The organism is Actinoplanes sp. NPDC048791, from assembly GCF_040650095.1.
GTDB lineage: Bacteria > Actinomycetota > Actinomycetes > Mycobacteriales > Micromonosporaceae > Actinoplanes.
The window spans coordinates 1-16,531 of record NZ_JBEZGQ010000071.1 but is presented as its reverse complement, the minus strand read 5'-3'; the positions used below and the strand labels follow the sequence as shown (position 1 = coordinate 16,531).

Sequence of the window (16,531 nt, the reverse complement as noted above, 5' to 3'; positions counted from 1 at the left end):
GCGCCCCGCCCGGACCCCCGGGGCCGCCACCCGAGCCGCGCGGCGGCCAGTCGTCGTAACCACGCGGCACACCGGCGCGGGCCGATGCGGGACCGCCGCCGCCGACGCGGCCCGAGCCGGGCACCGAGGCCCGGCTCATCGAGCCCGGCACGGAAGCCCGGCCGGAGGAGCTACCCCAAGGGGACGTGGTCGCAGACATGACTTCAGGTTACGTACCCGGAACCGGGCATAGCGTGCATCGACACTGGCGCGGCACGAAGGGAGGAGACAATTACTGTTCGTGAAACGTTCACTACCGTGGCGAAATGCTCAGCCCTTGAAGAAGTCGATCGTGCGGCGCAGGCCCTCTTCCGGCCCGACCTGCGGTTCGTAGCCGAGCAGGGTGCGGGCCAGGGTCAGGTCCGGGCGGCGCTTCTCCGGGTCGTCGGCCATCCGCTCGACCAGATCGATCTTCGAGTCGCTGCCGCACAGCCGCACGATCAGCTCGGCCAGCTCGAGCATGGTCAGCTCGTGCTCGGTGCCGCAGTTGATCGGGCCGGTCTCGTCCGAGTCGAGCAGCAGCAGGATGCCGCGGACCAGGTCGTCGACGTAGGTGATCGACCGGGTCTGGGCGCCGGTGCCGTGCACGGTGATCGGGGCACCGCGCAGCGCCTGGCTGATGAAGGTGGGGATGGCCCGGCCGTCGTCGGGGCGCATCCGCGGGCCGTACGTGTTGAAGATGCGCACGATCGCGGTGGAGAGGTTGTGGAAGCGGTGGTAGCCCATCGTGGCCGCCTCGGCGAACCGCTTGGACTCGTCGTAGACCGACCGCACACCGATCGGGTTGACGTTGCCCCAGTACGACTCCGGCTGCGGGTGCACCAGCGGGTCGCCGTACGCCTCGGAGGTCGACGCCATCAGGAAGCGCGCCGCGTCCGCGACCGCCCGGTCGAGCAGCGCGAGCGTGCCCACCGAGCCGACCTTGAGGATCTCCAGCGGCAGCTTGGCGAAGTCGGTGGGGCTGGCCGGGGACGCCATGTGCAGGATGGCGTCGAAGCGCTCGGCCATCGCCGGGTGCGCGGGCAGGCCCTGGACGAGGTCGGCCTCGATCAGGGTGAAGCGCGGCTCGCCGGCCAGGTGGGCCACGTTCTCCTTGGCCCCGGTGACGAAGTTGTCGATCGCCACGACGGTGCAGCCCCGGTCCACGAGAGCGTCGACGACGTGGGACGGCACGAAGCCGGCGCCGCCGCTGACGAGAATCCGATGGCCTGCGCCGTACCGCTGTTGCACTGACATGGACGACACTCTAAGCGAACGGGGCCGACGCGCATTTCGCACGTCGGCCCCGGCCGTACTGCCTGTCCGTCAGTGAGCGCCGAAGCCGGTCAGCGACCGCACCTCGAGCTCGGCGTACTTGTCCGCGTCCGTCTCCTTCGAGATCACCGTGCCGATCCAGCCGCAGAGGAAGCCGATCGGGATCGAGATGATGCCGGGGTTGCTGAGCGGGAACCAGTGCCAGTCGCTGTCCGGGAACATCGCCGTCGGCGAGCCGGAGACGACGGGCGAGAAGAACACCAGCACCACGGCGGAGAGCAGACCGCCGTAGATGGCCCACAGCGCCCCGGAAGTGTTGAACCGCTTCCAGAACAGGCTGTAGAGGATCGCCGGCAGGTTGCCCGAGGCGGCCACCGCGAAGGCGAGCGCCACCAGGAAGGCCACGTTCAGGCTCTGGGCGAAGATCGACAGCAGGATCGCGATGGCGCCGATGATGAACGCCGAGATCCGGGCGACCCGTACCTCGTCGCGCTCCGACGCCTGGCCGCGCTTCATGACGCTGGCGTAGAAGTCGTGCGCCACGCTCGACGACGACGCCAGGGTCAGGCCGGCCACCACCGCGAGGATGGTGGCGAAGGCGACCGCCGCGATGATGGCGAGCAGCACCGCGCCGCCCGTGTCACCACCGAAGTAGTCGATGCCCAGCGCCTGCGCCAGCTGCGGCGCGGCCGTGTTGCCGGCCTTGTCCTGGGCGGTGATCGCCTTGCCGCCCACCAGAGCCGCCGCGCCGAAGCCCAGGGCCAGGGTGAACAGGTAGAACGTGCCGATGATGCCGATCGCCCAGAGCACGCTCTTGCGGGCGATCTTGCTGGTCGGCACGGTGTAGAACCGGGTCAGGATGTGCGGCAGGCCGGCCGTGCCGAGCACCAGGGCGATGCCGAGCGACAGCAGATCCATCTTGCTGTAGAACGTCTTCGCCGCATCACCGGCTGTCTCGACGCCGTACCGCAACCCGGGTTCCAGGAACGCGGAACCCTTGCCGGACTGTTCGGCGGCGTCACCGAGCAGCGACGACAGGTTGAACTTGTAGTGCGCCAGCACCAGCAGGACCATCAGCAGGGCGCCCGTCATCAGCATGAACGCCTTGACGATCTGCACGTACGTGGTGCCCTTCATGCCGCCGACCACGACGTACACGATCATGAGCGCGCCGACCAGGATGATCGTGGCGATCTTCGCGGTGTCGGCGTCCATGCCCAGGAACGTGGTGCCCGGCTTGATCCCGAGCAGCAGGCTGACCAGCGCACCGGCGCCGACCATCTGGGCGATCAGGTAGAAGATCGACACCACGATGGTGGAGACGGAGGCCGCCGTACGCACCGGGCGCTGACGCATCCGGAACGCCAGCACGTCGGCCATCGTGTACCGGCCCGAGTTGCGCAGGAACTCGGCCACCAGCAGCAGCGCGACGAGCCAGGCGACCAGGAAGCCGATCGAGTACAGGAAGCCGTCGTAGCCGTACAGGGCGATGAGGCCGGCGATGCCCAGGAACGAGGCCGCCGACATGTAGTCGCCGCCGATCGCCATGCCGTTCTGGAAGCCCGAGAACGACCGGCCACCGGCGTAGAAGTCGGTCGCCGTCTTGGTCTGCCGGCTCGCCCAGATGGTGATGGCCAGGGTGATCGCGACGAAGATCAGGAACAGCGTGATGGTCAGGGTGCGGCTCGTCGAGGAGGTGGCCTCGGCCGCGAGGTAGAGGTGGGGTTCCATTACTTGGCCGCCTCCGTGTCGGTCTCGGGGGCGTCGTCCGCGCGGGCGGCGGGCGTCGCCGCACCGCGGGCTGCGGCACCGGCCGTCAGGTCCTCACGGATCTTGTCGGCGGTCGGGTCGATCTGCCGGGCCGCGAACCGGGAGTAGTACCAGGCGATCACGAACGTCGAGACGAACTGCAGCAGGCCGAGCAGCAGCGCGACGTTGATGTTCCCGATGAGCTTCACGGACATGAAGCCCCGGGCGTACGCCGAGAGCAGGACGTAGAGCGCGTACCAGAGGAAGAACGCGACGGTCACGGGGAAAATGAAGTTGCGCAGCTTGCGGCGCAACCCGGCGAATTCATCGGATCGCTGGACCTCGAGATACTTCTCGGTCGGGGTCGTTTCGGTTGTCAACGTGGCTCACCACCTTCGTGGGGGCGGGTCTTTTCCGCACCGTACGAAGCAGTGGTGGCGATCACTGGCTGCCGGTCGTCAGGTGCGCCGAGCGGCGCCCCTGTTGCGCTTACCGGTCGAGCCCGCGGTACCTGCCGCGGAAGTGGAGCAAAGGGACGAGCCCGGCGTCATCGAGCTGAATCGCCTCGATCGTCGCTTCCACCAGCAGGCCCCAGCCGTAGGGTCGCTGCCCGTCCAGCCGGCAGCCCGCCCACGTGCCCGCGCCCGCCGGCACCCGGCCGTAGTCCGTCTCGGTCCAGTCGTCGCCGGCGAAGAGGCCGCCCGGGGCGGGCATCAGGCCGGCGAAACGGTCGGCCAGTTGCTGGTCGCCGGGCCCGAGCGGGGTGACGGCGAAACGACCGGCGACCGAGACGGCGTCCCAGAAGTCGCTCTCCTCGTCGACCAGTCCCAGCACCCGGCCGGGCTCCCCGTCGGCGACCAGCATGGACGAGACGGTGAGACCGGCGGGTCCGGGCGCGGTCCAGAGCGTGACGGGCGCGGCCAGCCGCCCGCGCAGCCGCCGCACCGCGGACTTGTCCTGCTCCGGGGTGGCGAACGGGTCACTGGAGTGGATGTGCGCGCCGGGCTCGACAGGTTTCACGGGAAACATTGTGCCGCCCGCAGCGGTAATATCGGTCGCGTGAACACCGCGTGCCCGCAGAGCTGGCGCCCGTCCTAGCGACGGCCGCCACTTCCGCACGCGCGGGCCGTCCCATCGGACGGCCCGTTCTGTGTTTCCCGGGTCGTCCACGACCTCCCAGGGAGACAGAGATGATCACCCAGACACTGAGTCTCGAGGACCGGATCGCCGCACGGCCCGGCGACTTCCGCGTGCTGACCGGTGACCGGCCCACCGGTCCGCTGCACCTCGGCCACTACTTCGGCACCCTGCGCAACCGGGTCCGCCTCCAGCAGAGCGGCGTCGACCTGGTCGTCGTGGTCGCCGACTACCAGGTGCTGACCGACCGCGACGTCGCTGAACGGCTGGTGCCCACGGTCGAGGGGCTGATCCTCGACTATCTCGCCGCCGGGCTCGACCCGGACCGGGCGACGATCTTCACCCACAGCGCGGTGCCGGCCCTCAACCAGCTCGTCCTGCCGTTCCTCAGCCTGGTCAGCGTGCCCGAGCTGCAACGCAACCCGACCGTCAAGGACGAGATCGCGCACTCCCGGCAGAGCTCGGTCAGCGGGCTGATGTTCACCTACCCGGTGCATCAGGCCGCCGACATCCTGTTCTGCAAGGGCAACCTGGTGCCGGTCGGCCAGGACCAGCTGCCGCACGTCGAGGTCACCCGGACGGTGGCCCGGCGGTTCAACGAGCGCTACGGGCCGGTCTTCCCGGTGCCCGAGGCGTTGCTGGGCACCGCGCCGCTGCTGCTGGGCACCGACGGGACGAAGATGAGCAAGAGCCGGGGCAACGCGATCGCCCTGTCGGCCACCGCGGACGAGACCGCGCGGCTGATCCGTGGCGCCAAGACCGACGCCGACCGGCACATCACCTTCGACCCGCAGGCGCGGCCGGAGGTGTCCGGGCTCGTCCAACTGGCCGCGCTCTGCCTGGACCAGGACCCGCACGAGGTGGCCGCGACGATCGGTGCCGCCGGGGCCGCCGCCCTGAAACGGACGGTCACCGAGGCGGTCAACGAGTTCCTTGCGCCGATGCGGGCGCGGCGGGCCGCGTACGCGCAGGAACCGGGTCTGGTGCGGGAGGTGCTGCGGACCGGCAACGCGCGGGCCAACGCCGTCGCGGACCAGACCCTGCAAGAGGTACGGGTGGCGATGGGCACTCTCTACTGACGTGCGGTCACCGTGGCCAGCAGCTCGGGCATCCGCCTGTCCAGCATCGGACCGGCCAGGTGGAGCCCGAGCAGCAGGGCGCCGGCGCCGTAGACCAGGCCCAGCGGCAGGCCCACCCACAGCCAGACGTCGTGGGCCAGGAACGCGACGAGCTGCATCGGCACGGTGATCAGCGCCGCGCCGAACAGGGCCGCGAAGGTCAGCAGACCCTTGGCCATGCCGCCGCCCGAGGACAGGGCGAACGGGTTGGCCGTGTCGGGCAGTGCGTAGGCGACCCGGACCGAGATCGGCAGGACCAGGGCGAGGCCGACGCCGTACGCCGCGGCCAGCATGCCGACCAGGGCGGGGATCGTCTCCGGGCGGCCTACGGCGACCCCCACCACGATCGCGATCACCAGCAGCGACGGGACCACGTACACGGAGAAGCCGGCGACCCGCGAGGTCAGCTCGAGCCGGCCGGGGACGCCGGCCACGACGTTGGCCGCGTAGGCACTGCCCTCGAAGCCGAACTGGTTGGCCAGGCTCACCGCGGCCAGCGCACCGACGAAGATCAGCATGCCGGTCGGGGCGCCGGCGGTGCCGCTGCTCACGCCGATGAAGACCGGCAGGAAGATGCCCACCACGCTGAAGGTGATGAGGCTGGCCCGCCGCCGCGTCTCGCGCCACCAGTACCGCATCTCGCGGGCGGTCAGCGCGCCGAACCGGGTGCGGGGCAGCCAGCCGGGCACGAGCTGGGCGACCGGCTTGCGCGCCGAGGCCGCCCGCTCCCGCCGGCCGGACCGGCCGACCGAGCCGAGCATCGCGCGTTCGAGGGTCGCCGACCACCACCACAGCAAAAGGCCGATCGTGGCCAGGACCAGGACAAGCTTCACCGGTACGGCCCACAGCCGGCCCGCGGCCACATCCAGACCCATGCTGTACGGCGCCCCGAACGGCGTCCAGGCGACGACGTCGGCGACCCGGGCGACGCCGGTCCAGTCGGCGTTCTCGGCCCCGGCGAGCGCGGCCAGTTGCAGCGGCCCGAGCAGCGCGGCGACACAGGCCAGCAGCACGGTGGCCAGATCACGGGCCCGCCGCGACCGCAGTGCTGTCGCGAAGGCGCTGGTCAGCGACCGGCTGATCGCCGCGCAGAGCAGGATGCCGGTCACCACGCCGACGAACTGCACCAGGGCGGCCCCCGGCCCGCCGAGCCGGGCCGCCGAGTCGACCATGCCCAGCGTCCCGGCGAACGTGGCCAGCGCCGGCACCCCGGCCAGCGACGCGACGAACAGGCCCCGGATCAGCGTGCGCCGGGGCAACGGCAGCAGCGCGAAACGGGCGGGATCGAGGGATTCGTCCACGCCGAAGAAGACCAGCGGCAGGAACAGCCAGCCCAGCACGAGCAGACCGCCGGCCAACGGCAGGGCCACCTCGGCAGCCCGCTGCTCACCGAGCAGGCCGGGCAGGCTGAACAGGGCGTACCCGCCGACGGCGGCGCACGCGGCGAGGACCGCGCCGAGCACGAACAGGGCCACCCGCCAGGTCTGACCCCGCAGGCCGTTCGCGGTGATGCGCAGCTTCAGTTTGACGAAGTGCCGGACGCCTACAGCCACGCGAGTTCCGACCCGGTTGCTGTCCGGCCGCCGACGACCTCGACGAAGACGTCCTCCAGCGAGCGTTCGCCGCGGACCTGGGCGAGCGTGCCGCCCAGCCGGATCGAGCCGTCGGCGAGGATCGCGACGTGGCTGCACAGCCGCTCGACCACGGCCATGACGTGGCTGGAGAAGACGACCGTGCCGCCGCCGGAGACATAACGCTGCAGGATGTCGCGGATCAACGCGGCGGACACCGGGTCGACCGCCTCGAACGGCTCGTCCAGCACCAGCAGCCGGGGCGCGTGCAACATGGCACAGGCCAGGCCGATCTTCTTCTTCATGCCCGCCGAGTAGTCGACGACCAGGGTGCGGTTGTCGGCGCCCAGGGCCAGCACGTCCAGCAGCTCGGCGGAACGCTGATCGACGACGTCGGCGTCCATCCCGCGCAACAGCCCGTGGTACGCCAGCAGCTCGGTGCCGGTGAGCCGGTCGAAGAGGCGTACGCCGTCGGGCAGCACGCCGATCCGGGCCTTCGCCGCGGACGGGTCGGCCCACACGTCGTACCCCAGGATCCGGGCCTGGCCCGCGTCGGGCCGCAGCAGGCCGACGGCCATCGAGAGGGTGGTGGTCTTGCCGGCGCCGTTGGGGCCGAGCAGGCCGAAGAAGGAGCCGGCCGGCACGTCAAGATCGATGCCGGCGACCGCCAGCTTGGTGTCGAACCGCTTGACGAGACCACGCAGCGCGAGCGCCGGATCCGGGCTCAGGCGCTGGTGGGGAACCGTCATGCCCCCGAACCTAACGGTTGGTAAGCGGCCCGGGCCACCCCTGCGGATGGTCCGGGCCACTTGTCACACCTGGAAAGGGTGGACCCCCGTTCAGCCCACCCGTTCGATCACGGCGCGCCGGATGAGGAACTTGCCCGCCTCGCGGACCTCCTCGAAGGCGGCGTTGTTGAGCAGTACACAACTGCCCGACGGGGTCGCCACCTTGACGGTGATGCTCTTGTTGTTGTCGAGGTTCGTCACCTTGAGCGTGGTGCCGATCGGGAACGTGCCGCTGGACGCCGCCGGGGCGCCGGCCTCACCGGACAGGGTCACGGTCGAGCCCTTGCAGACGACGTCGCCGGCTTTTGGCGGGGTGGCGTTGGTCGGGGCCTGGGCCGGTGCCTTGGTCGGTGCTTTTGTGGGTGCCTTGGTGGGTGCCTTGGTCGGTGCCTTCGTAGGCGCGGCCTGCACGTTGCCGGTGCAGCCGGCGGTCGCGCGGCGCTGGTTGATCAGGTCGACGACGGCCTGCCGGTTGGCGATGCGCGCGTCCGAGAGGGCGTCCGGGTTGGCTCGCTGGCCGGCGATGAAGTCCAGGTTGTTGCGCAGGGCGCCGTCCAGGCCCGCGCAGTTCTCGCCCGCGCTGCTCATGCCGGTGCTCACCGCGAACGCCCCGCCGGCCAGTGTCGCGGCCGCCACGCCGATCAGCAGTTTCCGGGCCCGGCCGCTCATCCTGTTCCTGCGGTACATGCAGCGCTCCTTCGCGTTCGTCCGGCTGCCCCGTTGCAGCATCGTTAGCTACGGGGCGGTCGCCGCGAAGAGTTCAGACAAGTTTCTTAAATATTGTTAAGGGTGATCCTCAGAGACGAAGCGACTCCGGGGCGTGCAACCGCAGCATGGTCGCCCCGATGTCGGCCGGCACCCGGCGCTTGCTCAGCAGCGAACCGACCACCATGACCAGGAAGGCCAGCGGCACCGTCCAGGCCGCGGGCTGCTCGATCAGCTGCGCCGGCCAGCCGGACAGCGGCGGGCCCAGCACCGTGATCAGCACCGCGGCCATCGCGGCCCCGCCGCCGGCCAGGATCCCCGCCACCGCGCCGACATCGGTGAGCCCCCGCCACCAGATGCCGAGCACGAGCAGCGGGCAGAAACTCGACGCGGCCACGGCGAAGGCCAGCCCGACCACCCGCGAGACGTCCATGTTGGCGACGTAGATCGACAGCGCCATCGGCACGATGGCGGCGAGCACGGTGGCCAGCCGGAAGTCCCGCACGGAACCACCCCGGTCGGCGTGCAGGATGTCGGTGAAGACCACCCCGGCGACGCTGGTGAGCAGGCCCGACGAGGTGGACAGGAACGCGGCCAGGGCGCCCGCGGTGACCAGGGCGCCGAGGAACTGGCCCAGATGTCCGCCGCCGAGTGCCGCCTCGGGCAGGAGCAGGACCACGGCGTCGGTGCGCCCGGTCATCAGCAGCTGCGGGGTGTAGATCCGGCCGAGGACGCCGTACAGGGTGGGCAGCAGGTAGAAGCAGCCGACCAGGGCGAGGACCACGAGGGTCGTGCGCCGGGCCGAGGCGCCGTCCGGGTTGGTGTAGAAGCGGACCAGCACGTGCGGCAGACCCATGGTGCCCAGGAACGTGGCGAGGATCAGCGAATAGGTGGCGAAGAGCGTGCTGTCACCGCCGGGCAGCAGCCAGCCGGCGCCGCGGTTGTCGTCGACGGAGCTGACCTCGGGCACGGCCTCACCGGCCGCGAAGGTGCGCTCCTCGCCCTCGACGACCCGGCTCTGCGAGCCGTCGGGCAGCGTCAGGGTCGCCGCATCGGTGAAGGTCACGGTCGTGGTCGCCGAGAACGTCGGGCCGGCCGGGGGCGTCACGGCCGGGCGCCCGTCCGACTGCCACTGCATTACCAGGAAGATCACCGGTACGGCCAGAGCGGTCAGCTTCAGCCAGTACTGGAACGCCTGCACGAAGGTGATCGCCCGCATCCCGCCCAGCGCCACGTTGGCGGTGACGACCAGGCCCACGAGCAGCGCACCCCACTCGTACCGGCCGCCGGTGACCGTGGTGAACGTCAGGCCGGCGCCCTGCAGCTGCGGCACCAGGTAGAGACAGCCGATGAAGACGACGAAGACGGTGGCGAGCCGGCGCAGCACCGGCGACCGCAGCCGCACCTGGCAGAAGTCCGGCAGGGTGAACGCACCCGAACGGCGCAGCGGGGCGGCGACGAACAGCAGCAGGGCGAGATAGCCGGCCGCGAACCCGACGGGATACCAGAGCACGTCGACGCCGTAGCGCAGCACCAGGCCGGCGACGCCGAGGAAGGACGCGGCGGAGAGGTACTCGCCACTGATCGCGGCGGCGTTCCAGCTGGGGCTGACCGAACGGGAGGCGACCAGGAAGTCGGAGGTGGTACGGGCGAAGCGCAGCCCGTACGCGCCGATCCCGACCGTGATCGCCACGACCAGGATCAGCCCCGGGACGACGTACGGGTTCACCCTTCCGGCCTGTTGATGACGGCGGTGAAGTCCTGCTCGTTGCGTTCGGCCCAGCGCACGTAGGCCCAGCCGACCCCGATCAGGAACGGGAAGGAGAGCAGGCCGAGCAGCAGCCAGGGCAGGTTGACGCCGAGCAGTTTGGCCCGGCCGACCGCGGGCGCCACGGCGAACAGCAGCGGCAGCGCACCGAGCCCGGTGACCACGACCAGCGAGAGTCGCAGGGCGAGCGCCAGCTGGGCCCGTACCAGCCCTTTGACCAGCGCCTCGCCGACCGGCGTCTGCTCGGCGAGGTCGGCCCGGGCGGGGTCGGGCGCGGGCCGGCGCGCGGCCGCCTCACCGAGGACGACGCGGGTACGCCGTACCTTGGTGCCGTCCGTCGGGTCGCCGTCCATGCCCGGCAGTCTTGCCGCCGCCGCGCCGATGTCAAGACACGACCTCGGCACGGCGGGCGCGGCTGCCTCCTCGGTCAGTACGAGGGGTAGTCGCCCGGGCAAGTTGACGGTGCCGGCGCCGGCTTGTGCGCCAGCAGATCCCGGGCCTGATGCCGCCCCAGATTCCAGCCGCGCCAGTCGTCCTCGTTCTGCTTGAGCTCGGCGGCGATCGGGGCGAGCACGCAGTTCCGGTTGGCGCCGGTCAGCCGGTCCAGGGCCGGGACCGCGTCGGCCGAGAGGTTCGACAGGTACCGGGTGTCGATCCGATCGGTCTGCTCGTACCGGGTGACGTTGTGGTCGGCGATCAGCCGGTCCGGGTTGGCGCCGGCGAGGCCGAGCAATGTCAGCACCCCGGCGGCGACCACGGCCCGGGGCAGCCACAACGCGGTGAGCCGGATGCCCGCGATCAGGATGAGCACGAAGACGAGGCCCAGCCACAACTCACAGAGCGAAACGAGCAGGCGCAGCCGGGTCAGGCCGTACGTGTCGGCGTAGAGGTCCATGCGATGGGTGGCCGAGGCGACCACGACCAGGGTGAGCAGGGAGAGCGCGCCGAGGATCACGCGGATCAGGACGCGGTCGGTGCCGGTGTCCCGCGGAGCCCAGCGAGCTGCCCCGGCGAGAACCAGGAGCGTCAGCCCGGTGACAACCAGCAGCTGCCAGAAGCCGCCGCGGGCGTACTCGGCGTAGGTCAGGCCGTCGGTGTCCAGAACATGCTTCGACCCTCCGAACAGGACGGTCAGCTGCACGGCGACGAACATGGCGAACAGCAGCACCAGCAACGTCAACGGCACCGCCCACTCGAGCCGGGCGACCCGACGACCACCGGACCGCTCCAGCCCGTCGAGATCCGGCGGCGCGGCCCGCAGATACGCGGCGCCGCCGAGGACGAACGCGGTGACGACGAAGACGAAGACCCAGCGGAAAACGGTGACGCCGTTGATGTCCGGCATCGCCCGGCCGACCAGATCGGCGAAGGCGGCATCGGCTGAGGCGAACAACGATCCGAAGACAACAAGAAGTGCGACCGAGACGGAAATCGTGGCGGTGACCCGAAGACCCTTGCCGCCACCCTTTGCGCGGACGGCGGTGAACCCGCGCCGGACCCAGGGGAGGGCGCGGAAGCTCGCGAGTGGAGCCATGAGCACGGCGACGACCATCGCGCGCAGGGAGCGTCCACCGGCTACGGCCAGCGCGCCGGTGATCGCGGCGGTGCACAGGCAGAGGAAGAACAGCCAGCCCGCGGCCCGGAACGTGCCGACTGCGAGCAGGGCGACGGTGGCTGACGACCAGAAGTAGCGGGCGTTGCTGAGCGTTCGGGGGCCGCGGCGGACGAGCGGGGCGGGGCCGGTGGTCCTGGGCTCGGGATCGGGCACGATGCGGGCGACGACCAGGGCGGCGACGCCGGCGATCGCGGTGACGAACCAGCCGACGCCGGCTCGGTCGAGAGGGACGCTCAGGGCGGCCACGGCGGCGGCGACCAGGAGGGCGACGATGGTTGCGCGGGAGGCCGGGCGGGTGGGGCCGGGCCAGCGGTTGCCGAACAGGGATACGTCGGCCCATGGTCCGTGCAGTTGGGCTACCTGCATGGCGGCCGGTTGTGCGCCGGGTGAGCCGGGCTGCCTCGGTGGCTGCGGCGTTGGGCCTGATCTTGCCTGGCCCTGTTGTGGCGGGCCTTGTTGTGGCGGGCCTTGTTTTGCTGCGCCTTGGTGTGCGAGGCCGGGTGTCGCCAGGGCGGGTTGTGCGTGGCTGGTCTGGGCGGTGGCCAGGGCGGTGCGGCTCGCCGGGGCGCCGGCTTGGCCTGGTTGGCCGGGTTGGCCGGCGGCCTGTGCGCGGATCCATTCGGGGGTTGCCACCCGCTTTGTCTGAGCCGGCGGCCCAGCAGGCGGTGGTGTGGCGATGGGCCCGCCCGGTGCGGTTGCCGAGCCGGGTCTGGTTTCCGAGGCTGCGGTTTGGGTGGGGAGCGGGGATGCAGCCGGGCTACCTGCGGGACTGCCGCCTGCCGAGCCGCCGGTTGGCGACGCTGGCTGAGCCGATGGCGCGGCCGCGGCAGCCGCCGATGCCGGCGGAACCACCCGAGTCGGCCACGACGAGGCAGGCCCAGCCTTGACCTTGTCGCTTGTCGAGCTGGTGTCGCTCGGCGCGGCCGACGAAGGAGCAGGCGGCGCCGACGCAGCCGCCTGATCGCCCGCTGAGTGATCAGGCGCGCCGGCCGGTTCGTTCTCGGGCGTCGGAGCTTGATTCGTGGACACGGTGAGTTCCTCCTCCAGGAGGGTGAGAGCCGAACTGCGTCAGGAGTGCGAGGGACGACCCGGCTGCAAGGGCAAAGTCACATGAATGAGGCAACCCGGCCGCTGCGCCTGCACAGTCGTCCCCGGTGGGTTGGCGGTCGTGGGCCGAGCCGGGTCGACGACCGCGATCGTTCCGCCGTGGAGCTGGACCACCCAGTGGGCGATCGCCAGTCCCAGCCCCGTACCCCCGTCCTTGGCTCGTTCGCCTCGGGTGAAGCGTTCGAAGACCCGGTCGCGGTCGGCCGGCGGGATGCCTTCGCCCTCGTCCGCCACCGCCACCACCACGTGGTCGTCGTGGCGTTCGGCCCGGACGGTGACCGTGCCGCCCGGTGGGCTGTGCCGGGCCGCGTTGTCGAGCAGGTTGGCGAAGACCTGGTGCAGGCGTTCGCGGTCGCCTTCTATGCGCAGGGCCGGGGCTGCGACCACGAAGTGGACGTCCTGACCGGCGCCGTCCGCGTTCACGGTTGCTTCGCGGATCACGTCGTTCAGGAAGCTTCGGACGTCGATCGGTGCGCTGGCCATCGGGACCACGCCGGCGTCCAGGCGGGACAGGTCGAGCAGTTCCGTGACCAGGCGGCCGAGGCGTTCGGTCTGGGTCAGGGCGGTGCGCATCGTTTCCGGCTCCGCGTCGGAGACGCCGTCGACGATGTTCTCCAGGAGGCCGCGCAGGGCGGTGATCGGGGTGCGGAGTTCGTGCGAGACGTTGGCGATCAGCTCGCGGCGTTGCCTGTCCGCCGCGGCCAGGTCTGCGGCCATCTGGTTGAACGCCGTGGCCAGCTCGCCGATCTCGTCGCGGGATGTGGCGCGGACCCGGCGGGTGTAGTCGCCGCGGGCCATCGCCCGGGCCGCGTCGGTCATCTCTCGCAGCGGGACCGTGGTGCCGTGCGCCGCCACCTGGAGGGTGACCAGCCCCAGGGCGACCGCGATCGCGAACCAGGACAGCTCCACGCGCATGAAGTCGAGGCTCCACCAGAAGATCAGCAGGCCGACACCGCCGGCCAGGCCGAGTGCCACCGACAGCTTCGCCTTGATCGAGCGGACCGGGTCGAGTGGGCGGGGCAGCAGGCCGAGCGCCGGCGCCAGCCAGCCGAGGGCCAGGCTCAGCGGCCGCGACACCCAGCGCAGCAGGCGGCTGAGCAGCGGGGAGTTCATCGTTCGACTTCCAGGGCGTACCCGACGCCGTGGACCGTACGGATCAGGTCGGCGCCCAGCTTGCGACGCAGGCCCTTGATGTGGCTGTCGACCGTACGGGTGCCCGAGGCGTCGGCCCAGCCCCACACGTCGGCGAGCAGCCGTTCCCGGGGCAGCACCGTGCGGGGCCGGCCGGCCAGGTGCACGAGCAGGTCGAACTCCGTGGGGGTCAGTCTGGCCTCGACGCCGGCCCGCTGGACCCGGCGCTCGGCCAGGTTGATCTCGAGGTCGCCGAAGCGCAGCAGCTGTGACTCCGCCGGGGTGGGCTCGCTCGGGGTGGAGCTGCGACCGGCCCGGCGGAGCAGGGCGTGCACCCGGGCGGTGAGCTCGCGCATCGAGAACGGCTTGGTCAGGTAGTCGTCCGCGCCGACCGCCAGGCCGACCAGCAGGTCGGTCTCGTCGTCACGGGCCGTGAGCATGAGGACCGGCACACCGCGTTCGGCCTGGATGCGCCGGCAGACCTCGAGACCGTCGAAGCCGGGCAGCATGACGTCGAGGACGATCGCGTCCGGCCGGGTGCGCCGGGCGGCGTCGACCGCGCTCGGGCCGTCGCCGGCGACGTCGACCTCGAAGCCCTCCGCGCGCAGCCGGGCGGCCACCGCTTCGGCGATGGTGCGTTCGTCCTCGACCACGAGGACCCTCTTTGCCGTCACAGCGCCCCCTCTGCTCCGCCCCGCATCGTGCGAGGCCGGTGCAAGGCCGGCATGCCCCCGTGACCGCCGGTCCGCCCCGCGTCGAGCAGCCTATTGATCAGTCGTGCAGGGGCGGGGGTGGCTTTGTGGACAACCTGTGAAGATGATCGGCCTGTGGATAACTCTGGGGATAACGCTGTGGGCTTGTGGATAACCCTGTGGATCCGGTGGGGGTAACGCGGGTTCAGCGGGTCCAGTCGTGTTTCGCGGCGCGGATGAGCTTGTCCTTCAGCTCCCGGGTGTGGCGCCGGCTCACCGGCAGCTCGGCGCCGTCGATCGCCACCACGTAACCCGATTGGGTGAGCCGCAACTCCGCGACCAGGCGCAACTGCACCAGGTAAGACCTGTGAATGCGGACGAAACCGGCGTCGGCCCAGCGCTCGGCCAGCGTCGCCAGCGACACCCGGACCAGGTGGGACGCGTCGACCGTGTGCAGCCGGGCGTAGTCACCCTGCGCCTCGACCCAGCGCACCGACGAGCGGGGCAGCATCCGGGTGGTGCCGGCCAGCTCGACCGGGATGCTGGGCTCGTCCTGCGGCTTCGCCGGTGCCGGGGGCGGGGTGGCGCGCAGGCCGGCCACGCGGCGCAGGGACTCGCCCAGCCGTTCGGAGCGGACCGGCTTGCGGACGTAGTCGGTCACACCCAGGTCGAACGCGTCCACCGCGCCGTCGTCGTACGCGGTCACGAACACGATCGCCGGCGGCCGGGCGAACCGGTGCAGGATCCGGGCCAGCTCCATGCCGTCCAGCCCGGGCATCCGGATGTCCAGGAACACGGCGTCGACCTCGGTATCCCGCAGCACCCGCAGCGCCTCGGTGGCGTCGCCGGCCCGGTGCACGAAGGCGACCCGGTCATCGGCGTTGAGCAGGTACGCGAGCTCGTCCAGGGCCGGCGGCTCGTCATCCACGGCCAGCACGACGAGGCTCATGCCCGTACCCCGGGATGGAATTTCGGCACCCGCATGCTCACTTTCGTCCCCGCGCCCGGCGCGGTCTCCACCACCAGCCCGAAGTGGTCGCCGAACACCGAGCGCAGCCGCTCGTCCACGTTCGAGAGCCCGACGTGCTGCCCGGCGTCGTCGTCGCGGGCGTTGACCGCCTCGGCGATGCCGGCCGCGAGCACGGCCGGGTCCATGCCGACCCCGTCGTCCTCGACCGTGATGTGGCATTCGGCACCCGCGTCCCGGGCCTCGATGCTCACCATACCGACGCCCGGCTTACGCGACAGTCCGTGCCGGACCGCGTTCTCCACCAGCGGCTGCAGGCACAGGAACGGCAGGCCGACCGGCAGCACCTCGGGTGCGATCTGCAGACGGACCTGGAGGCGGTCGCCGAACCGGGCGCGTTCGATGGTCAGGTACCGGTCGATCGAGCGCAGTTCCTCGGCCAGGGTGGTGAAGTCGCCGTGCGCGCGGAACGAGTAGCGGGTGAACTCGGCGAACTCCAGGATCAGCTCGCGGGCGCGTTCCGGGTCGGTGCGCACGAAGGAGGCGATGGCGGTCAGCGCGTTGTAGATGAAGTGCGGGCTGATCTGGGCGCGCAGGGCGCGTACCTCGGCGCGGGCCAGCCGTTCGCGGGAGGAGTCCAGCTCGGCCAGGGCCAGCTGGGAGCTGGCCCAGCGGGCGGTCTCCATGGTGGCCTGGACCAGGCCGGGCGCGGGCTGGTCGTCGGCCACCGCCACCAGCGCGGCCACGGCCTGCCCGTCGGCGCCGGTCAGCGGGGCGACGACCGCGCCGCGGACCACGCAGTCCATCCGGTCGCAGGGCAGGTCGGCGCCGCCCAGCACGATCGCCCGGTTCGCCCGGACGGCCCGGACGGCCGCCGCGGTGAACTGGGC

15 protein-coding genes and 1 pseudogene are annotated in these 16,531 nt (G+C 71.3%); 1 reads left to right on the top strand and 15 read right to left on the bottom strand.

The window, feature by feature from the left end:
- The 5 genes and pseudogenes from AB0C29_RS08440 to AB0C29_RS08420 all read right to left on the bottom strand — a co-directional run.
- A pseudogene (locus tag AB0C29_RS08440) lies at positions 1 to 199 on the bottom strand (hypothetical protein); the annotation flags it as partial.
- A gap of 110 nt (positions 200 to 309) precedes the next feature.
- Positions 310 to 1,275 (bottom strand): NAD-dependent epimerase/dehydratase family protein, encoded by a 966-nt coding sequence (locus AB0C29_RS08435; protein WP_360817062.1) that lies wholly within the window; start codon positions 1,273 to 1,275, stop codon positions 310 to 312.
- 69 nt (positions 1,276 to 1,344) lie between these two features.
- Positions 1,345 to 3,024, bottom strand: a complete 1,680-nt coding sequence (locus AB0C29_RS08430) for a cation acetate symporter (RefSeq protein ID WP_360817060.1) — start codon at positions 3,022 to 3,024, stop codon at positions 1,345 to 1,347.
- Positions 3,024 to 3,422: a DUF485 domain-containing protein gene (locus AB0C29_RS08425; protein ID WP_360817057.1), complete on the bottom strand. Its 399-nt coding sequence runs from the start codon at positions 3,420 to 3,422 to the stop codon at positions 3,024 to 3,026. Before AB0C29_RS08425 ends, AB0C29_RS08430 begins: the two co-directional genes overlap by 1 nt.
- Positions 3,423 to 3,531: 109 nt before the next feature.
- Positions 3,532 to 4,071 carry a flavin reductase family protein gene (locus tag AB0C29_RS08420; protein WP_360817054.1) on the bottom strand — a complete coding sequence of 180 codons (540 nt, stop codon included), beginning with the start codon at positions 4,069 to 4,071 and terminating at the stop codon, positions 3,532 to 3,534.
- 161 nt (positions 4,072 to 4,232) lie between these two features.
- Between AB0C29_RS08420 and trpS the strand changes: the two genes are divergently transcribed.
- Positions 4,233 to 5,258: a tryptophan--tRNA ligase gene (gene trpS / locus AB0C29_RS08415; protein WP_360817051.1), complete on the top strand. Its 1,026-nt coding sequence runs from the start codon at positions 4,233 to 4,235 to the stop codon at positions 5,256 to 5,258.
- On the opposite strand, the gene AB0C29_RS08410 is transcribed toward trpS, so the two are convergent.
- The 10 genes from AB0C29_RS08410 to AB0C29_RS08365 all read right to left on the bottom strand — a co-directional run.
- The gene (locus tag AB0C29_RS08410) at positions 5,252 to 6,850 is read right to left on the bottom strand and encodes an ABC transporter permease (RefSeq protein ID WP_360817048.1); all 1,599 of its coding nucleotides are present in this window, start codon (positions 6,848 to 6,850) and stop codon (positions 5,252 to 5,254) included. The two genes, trpS and AB0C29_RS08410, sit on opposite strands and share 7 nt — an antisense overlap.
- Positions 6,841 to 7,617, bottom strand: coding sequence for an ABC transporter ATP-binding protein (locus AB0C29_RS08405; protein WP_360817046.1), 777 nt, complete (start codon positions 7,615 to 7,617; stop codon positions 6,841 to 6,843). The genes AB0C29_RS08410 and AB0C29_RS08405 overlap by 10 nt, the downstream gene beginning before the upstream one ends.
- A 90-nt stretch (positions 7,618 to 7,707) precedes the next feature.
- A complete protein-coding gene (locus AB0C29_RS08400) occupies positions 7,708 to 8,343 on the bottom strand; it encodes a hypothetical protein (RefSeq protein ID WP_360817043.1) in 636 nt (211 codons plus the stop codon).
- A 109-nt stretch (positions 8,344 to 8,452) separates the two neighbouring features.
- The gene (locus AB0C29_RS08395) at positions 8,453 to 10,090 is read right to left on the bottom strand and encodes a cation acetate symporter (RefSeq protein ID WP_360817041.1); all 1,638 of its coding nucleotides are present in this window, start codon (positions 10,088 to 10,090) and stop codon (positions 8,453 to 8,455) included.
- Positions 10,087 to 10,482 (bottom strand): hypothetical protein, encoded by a 396-nt coding sequence (locus AB0C29_RS08390; protein ID WP_360546489.1) that lies wholly within the window; start codon positions 10,480 to 10,482, stop codon positions 10,087 to 10,089. Before AB0C29_RS08390 ends, AB0C29_RS08395 begins: the two co-directional genes overlap by 4 nt.
- A 74-nt stretch (positions 10,483 to 10,556) precedes the next feature.
- Complete coding sequence (locus AB0C29_RS08385) at positions 10,557 to 12,110, bottom strand: DUF4173 domain-containing protein (protein ID WP_360817038.1); 1,554 nt, start codon at positions 12,108 to 12,110, stop codon at positions 10,557 to 10,559.
- A 702-nt stretch (positions 12,111 to 12,812) separates the two neighbouring features.
- A complete protein-coding gene (locus AB0C29_RS08380) occupies positions 12,813 to 13,964 on the bottom strand; it encodes an ATP-binding protein (protein ID WP_360817036.1) in 1,152 nt (383 codons plus the stop codon).
- Positions 13,961 to 14,656 (bottom strand): response regulator transcription factor, encoded by a 696-nt coding sequence (locus AB0C29_RS08375; RefSeq protein WP_360817033.1) that lies wholly within the window; start codon positions 14,654 to 14,656, stop codon positions 13,961 to 13,963. Before AB0C29_RS08375 ends, AB0C29_RS08380 begins: the two co-directional genes overlap by 4 nt.
- A 223-nt stretch (positions 14,657 to 14,879) precedes the next feature.
- Entirely contained in the window at positions 14,880 to 15,623 is a 744-nt protein-coding gene (locus tag AB0C29_RS08370; protein ID WP_360546481.1) for a LytTR family DNA-binding domain-containing protein, read from the bottom strand.
- Positions 15,620 to 16,531, bottom strand: a 912-nt coding sequence (locus tag AB0C29_RS08365; protein ID WP_360817030.1) for a histidine kinase, incomplete at its 5' end; no start/stop codon positions are given. The genes AB0C29_RS08370 and AB0C29_RS08365, both read right to left, overlap by 4 nt.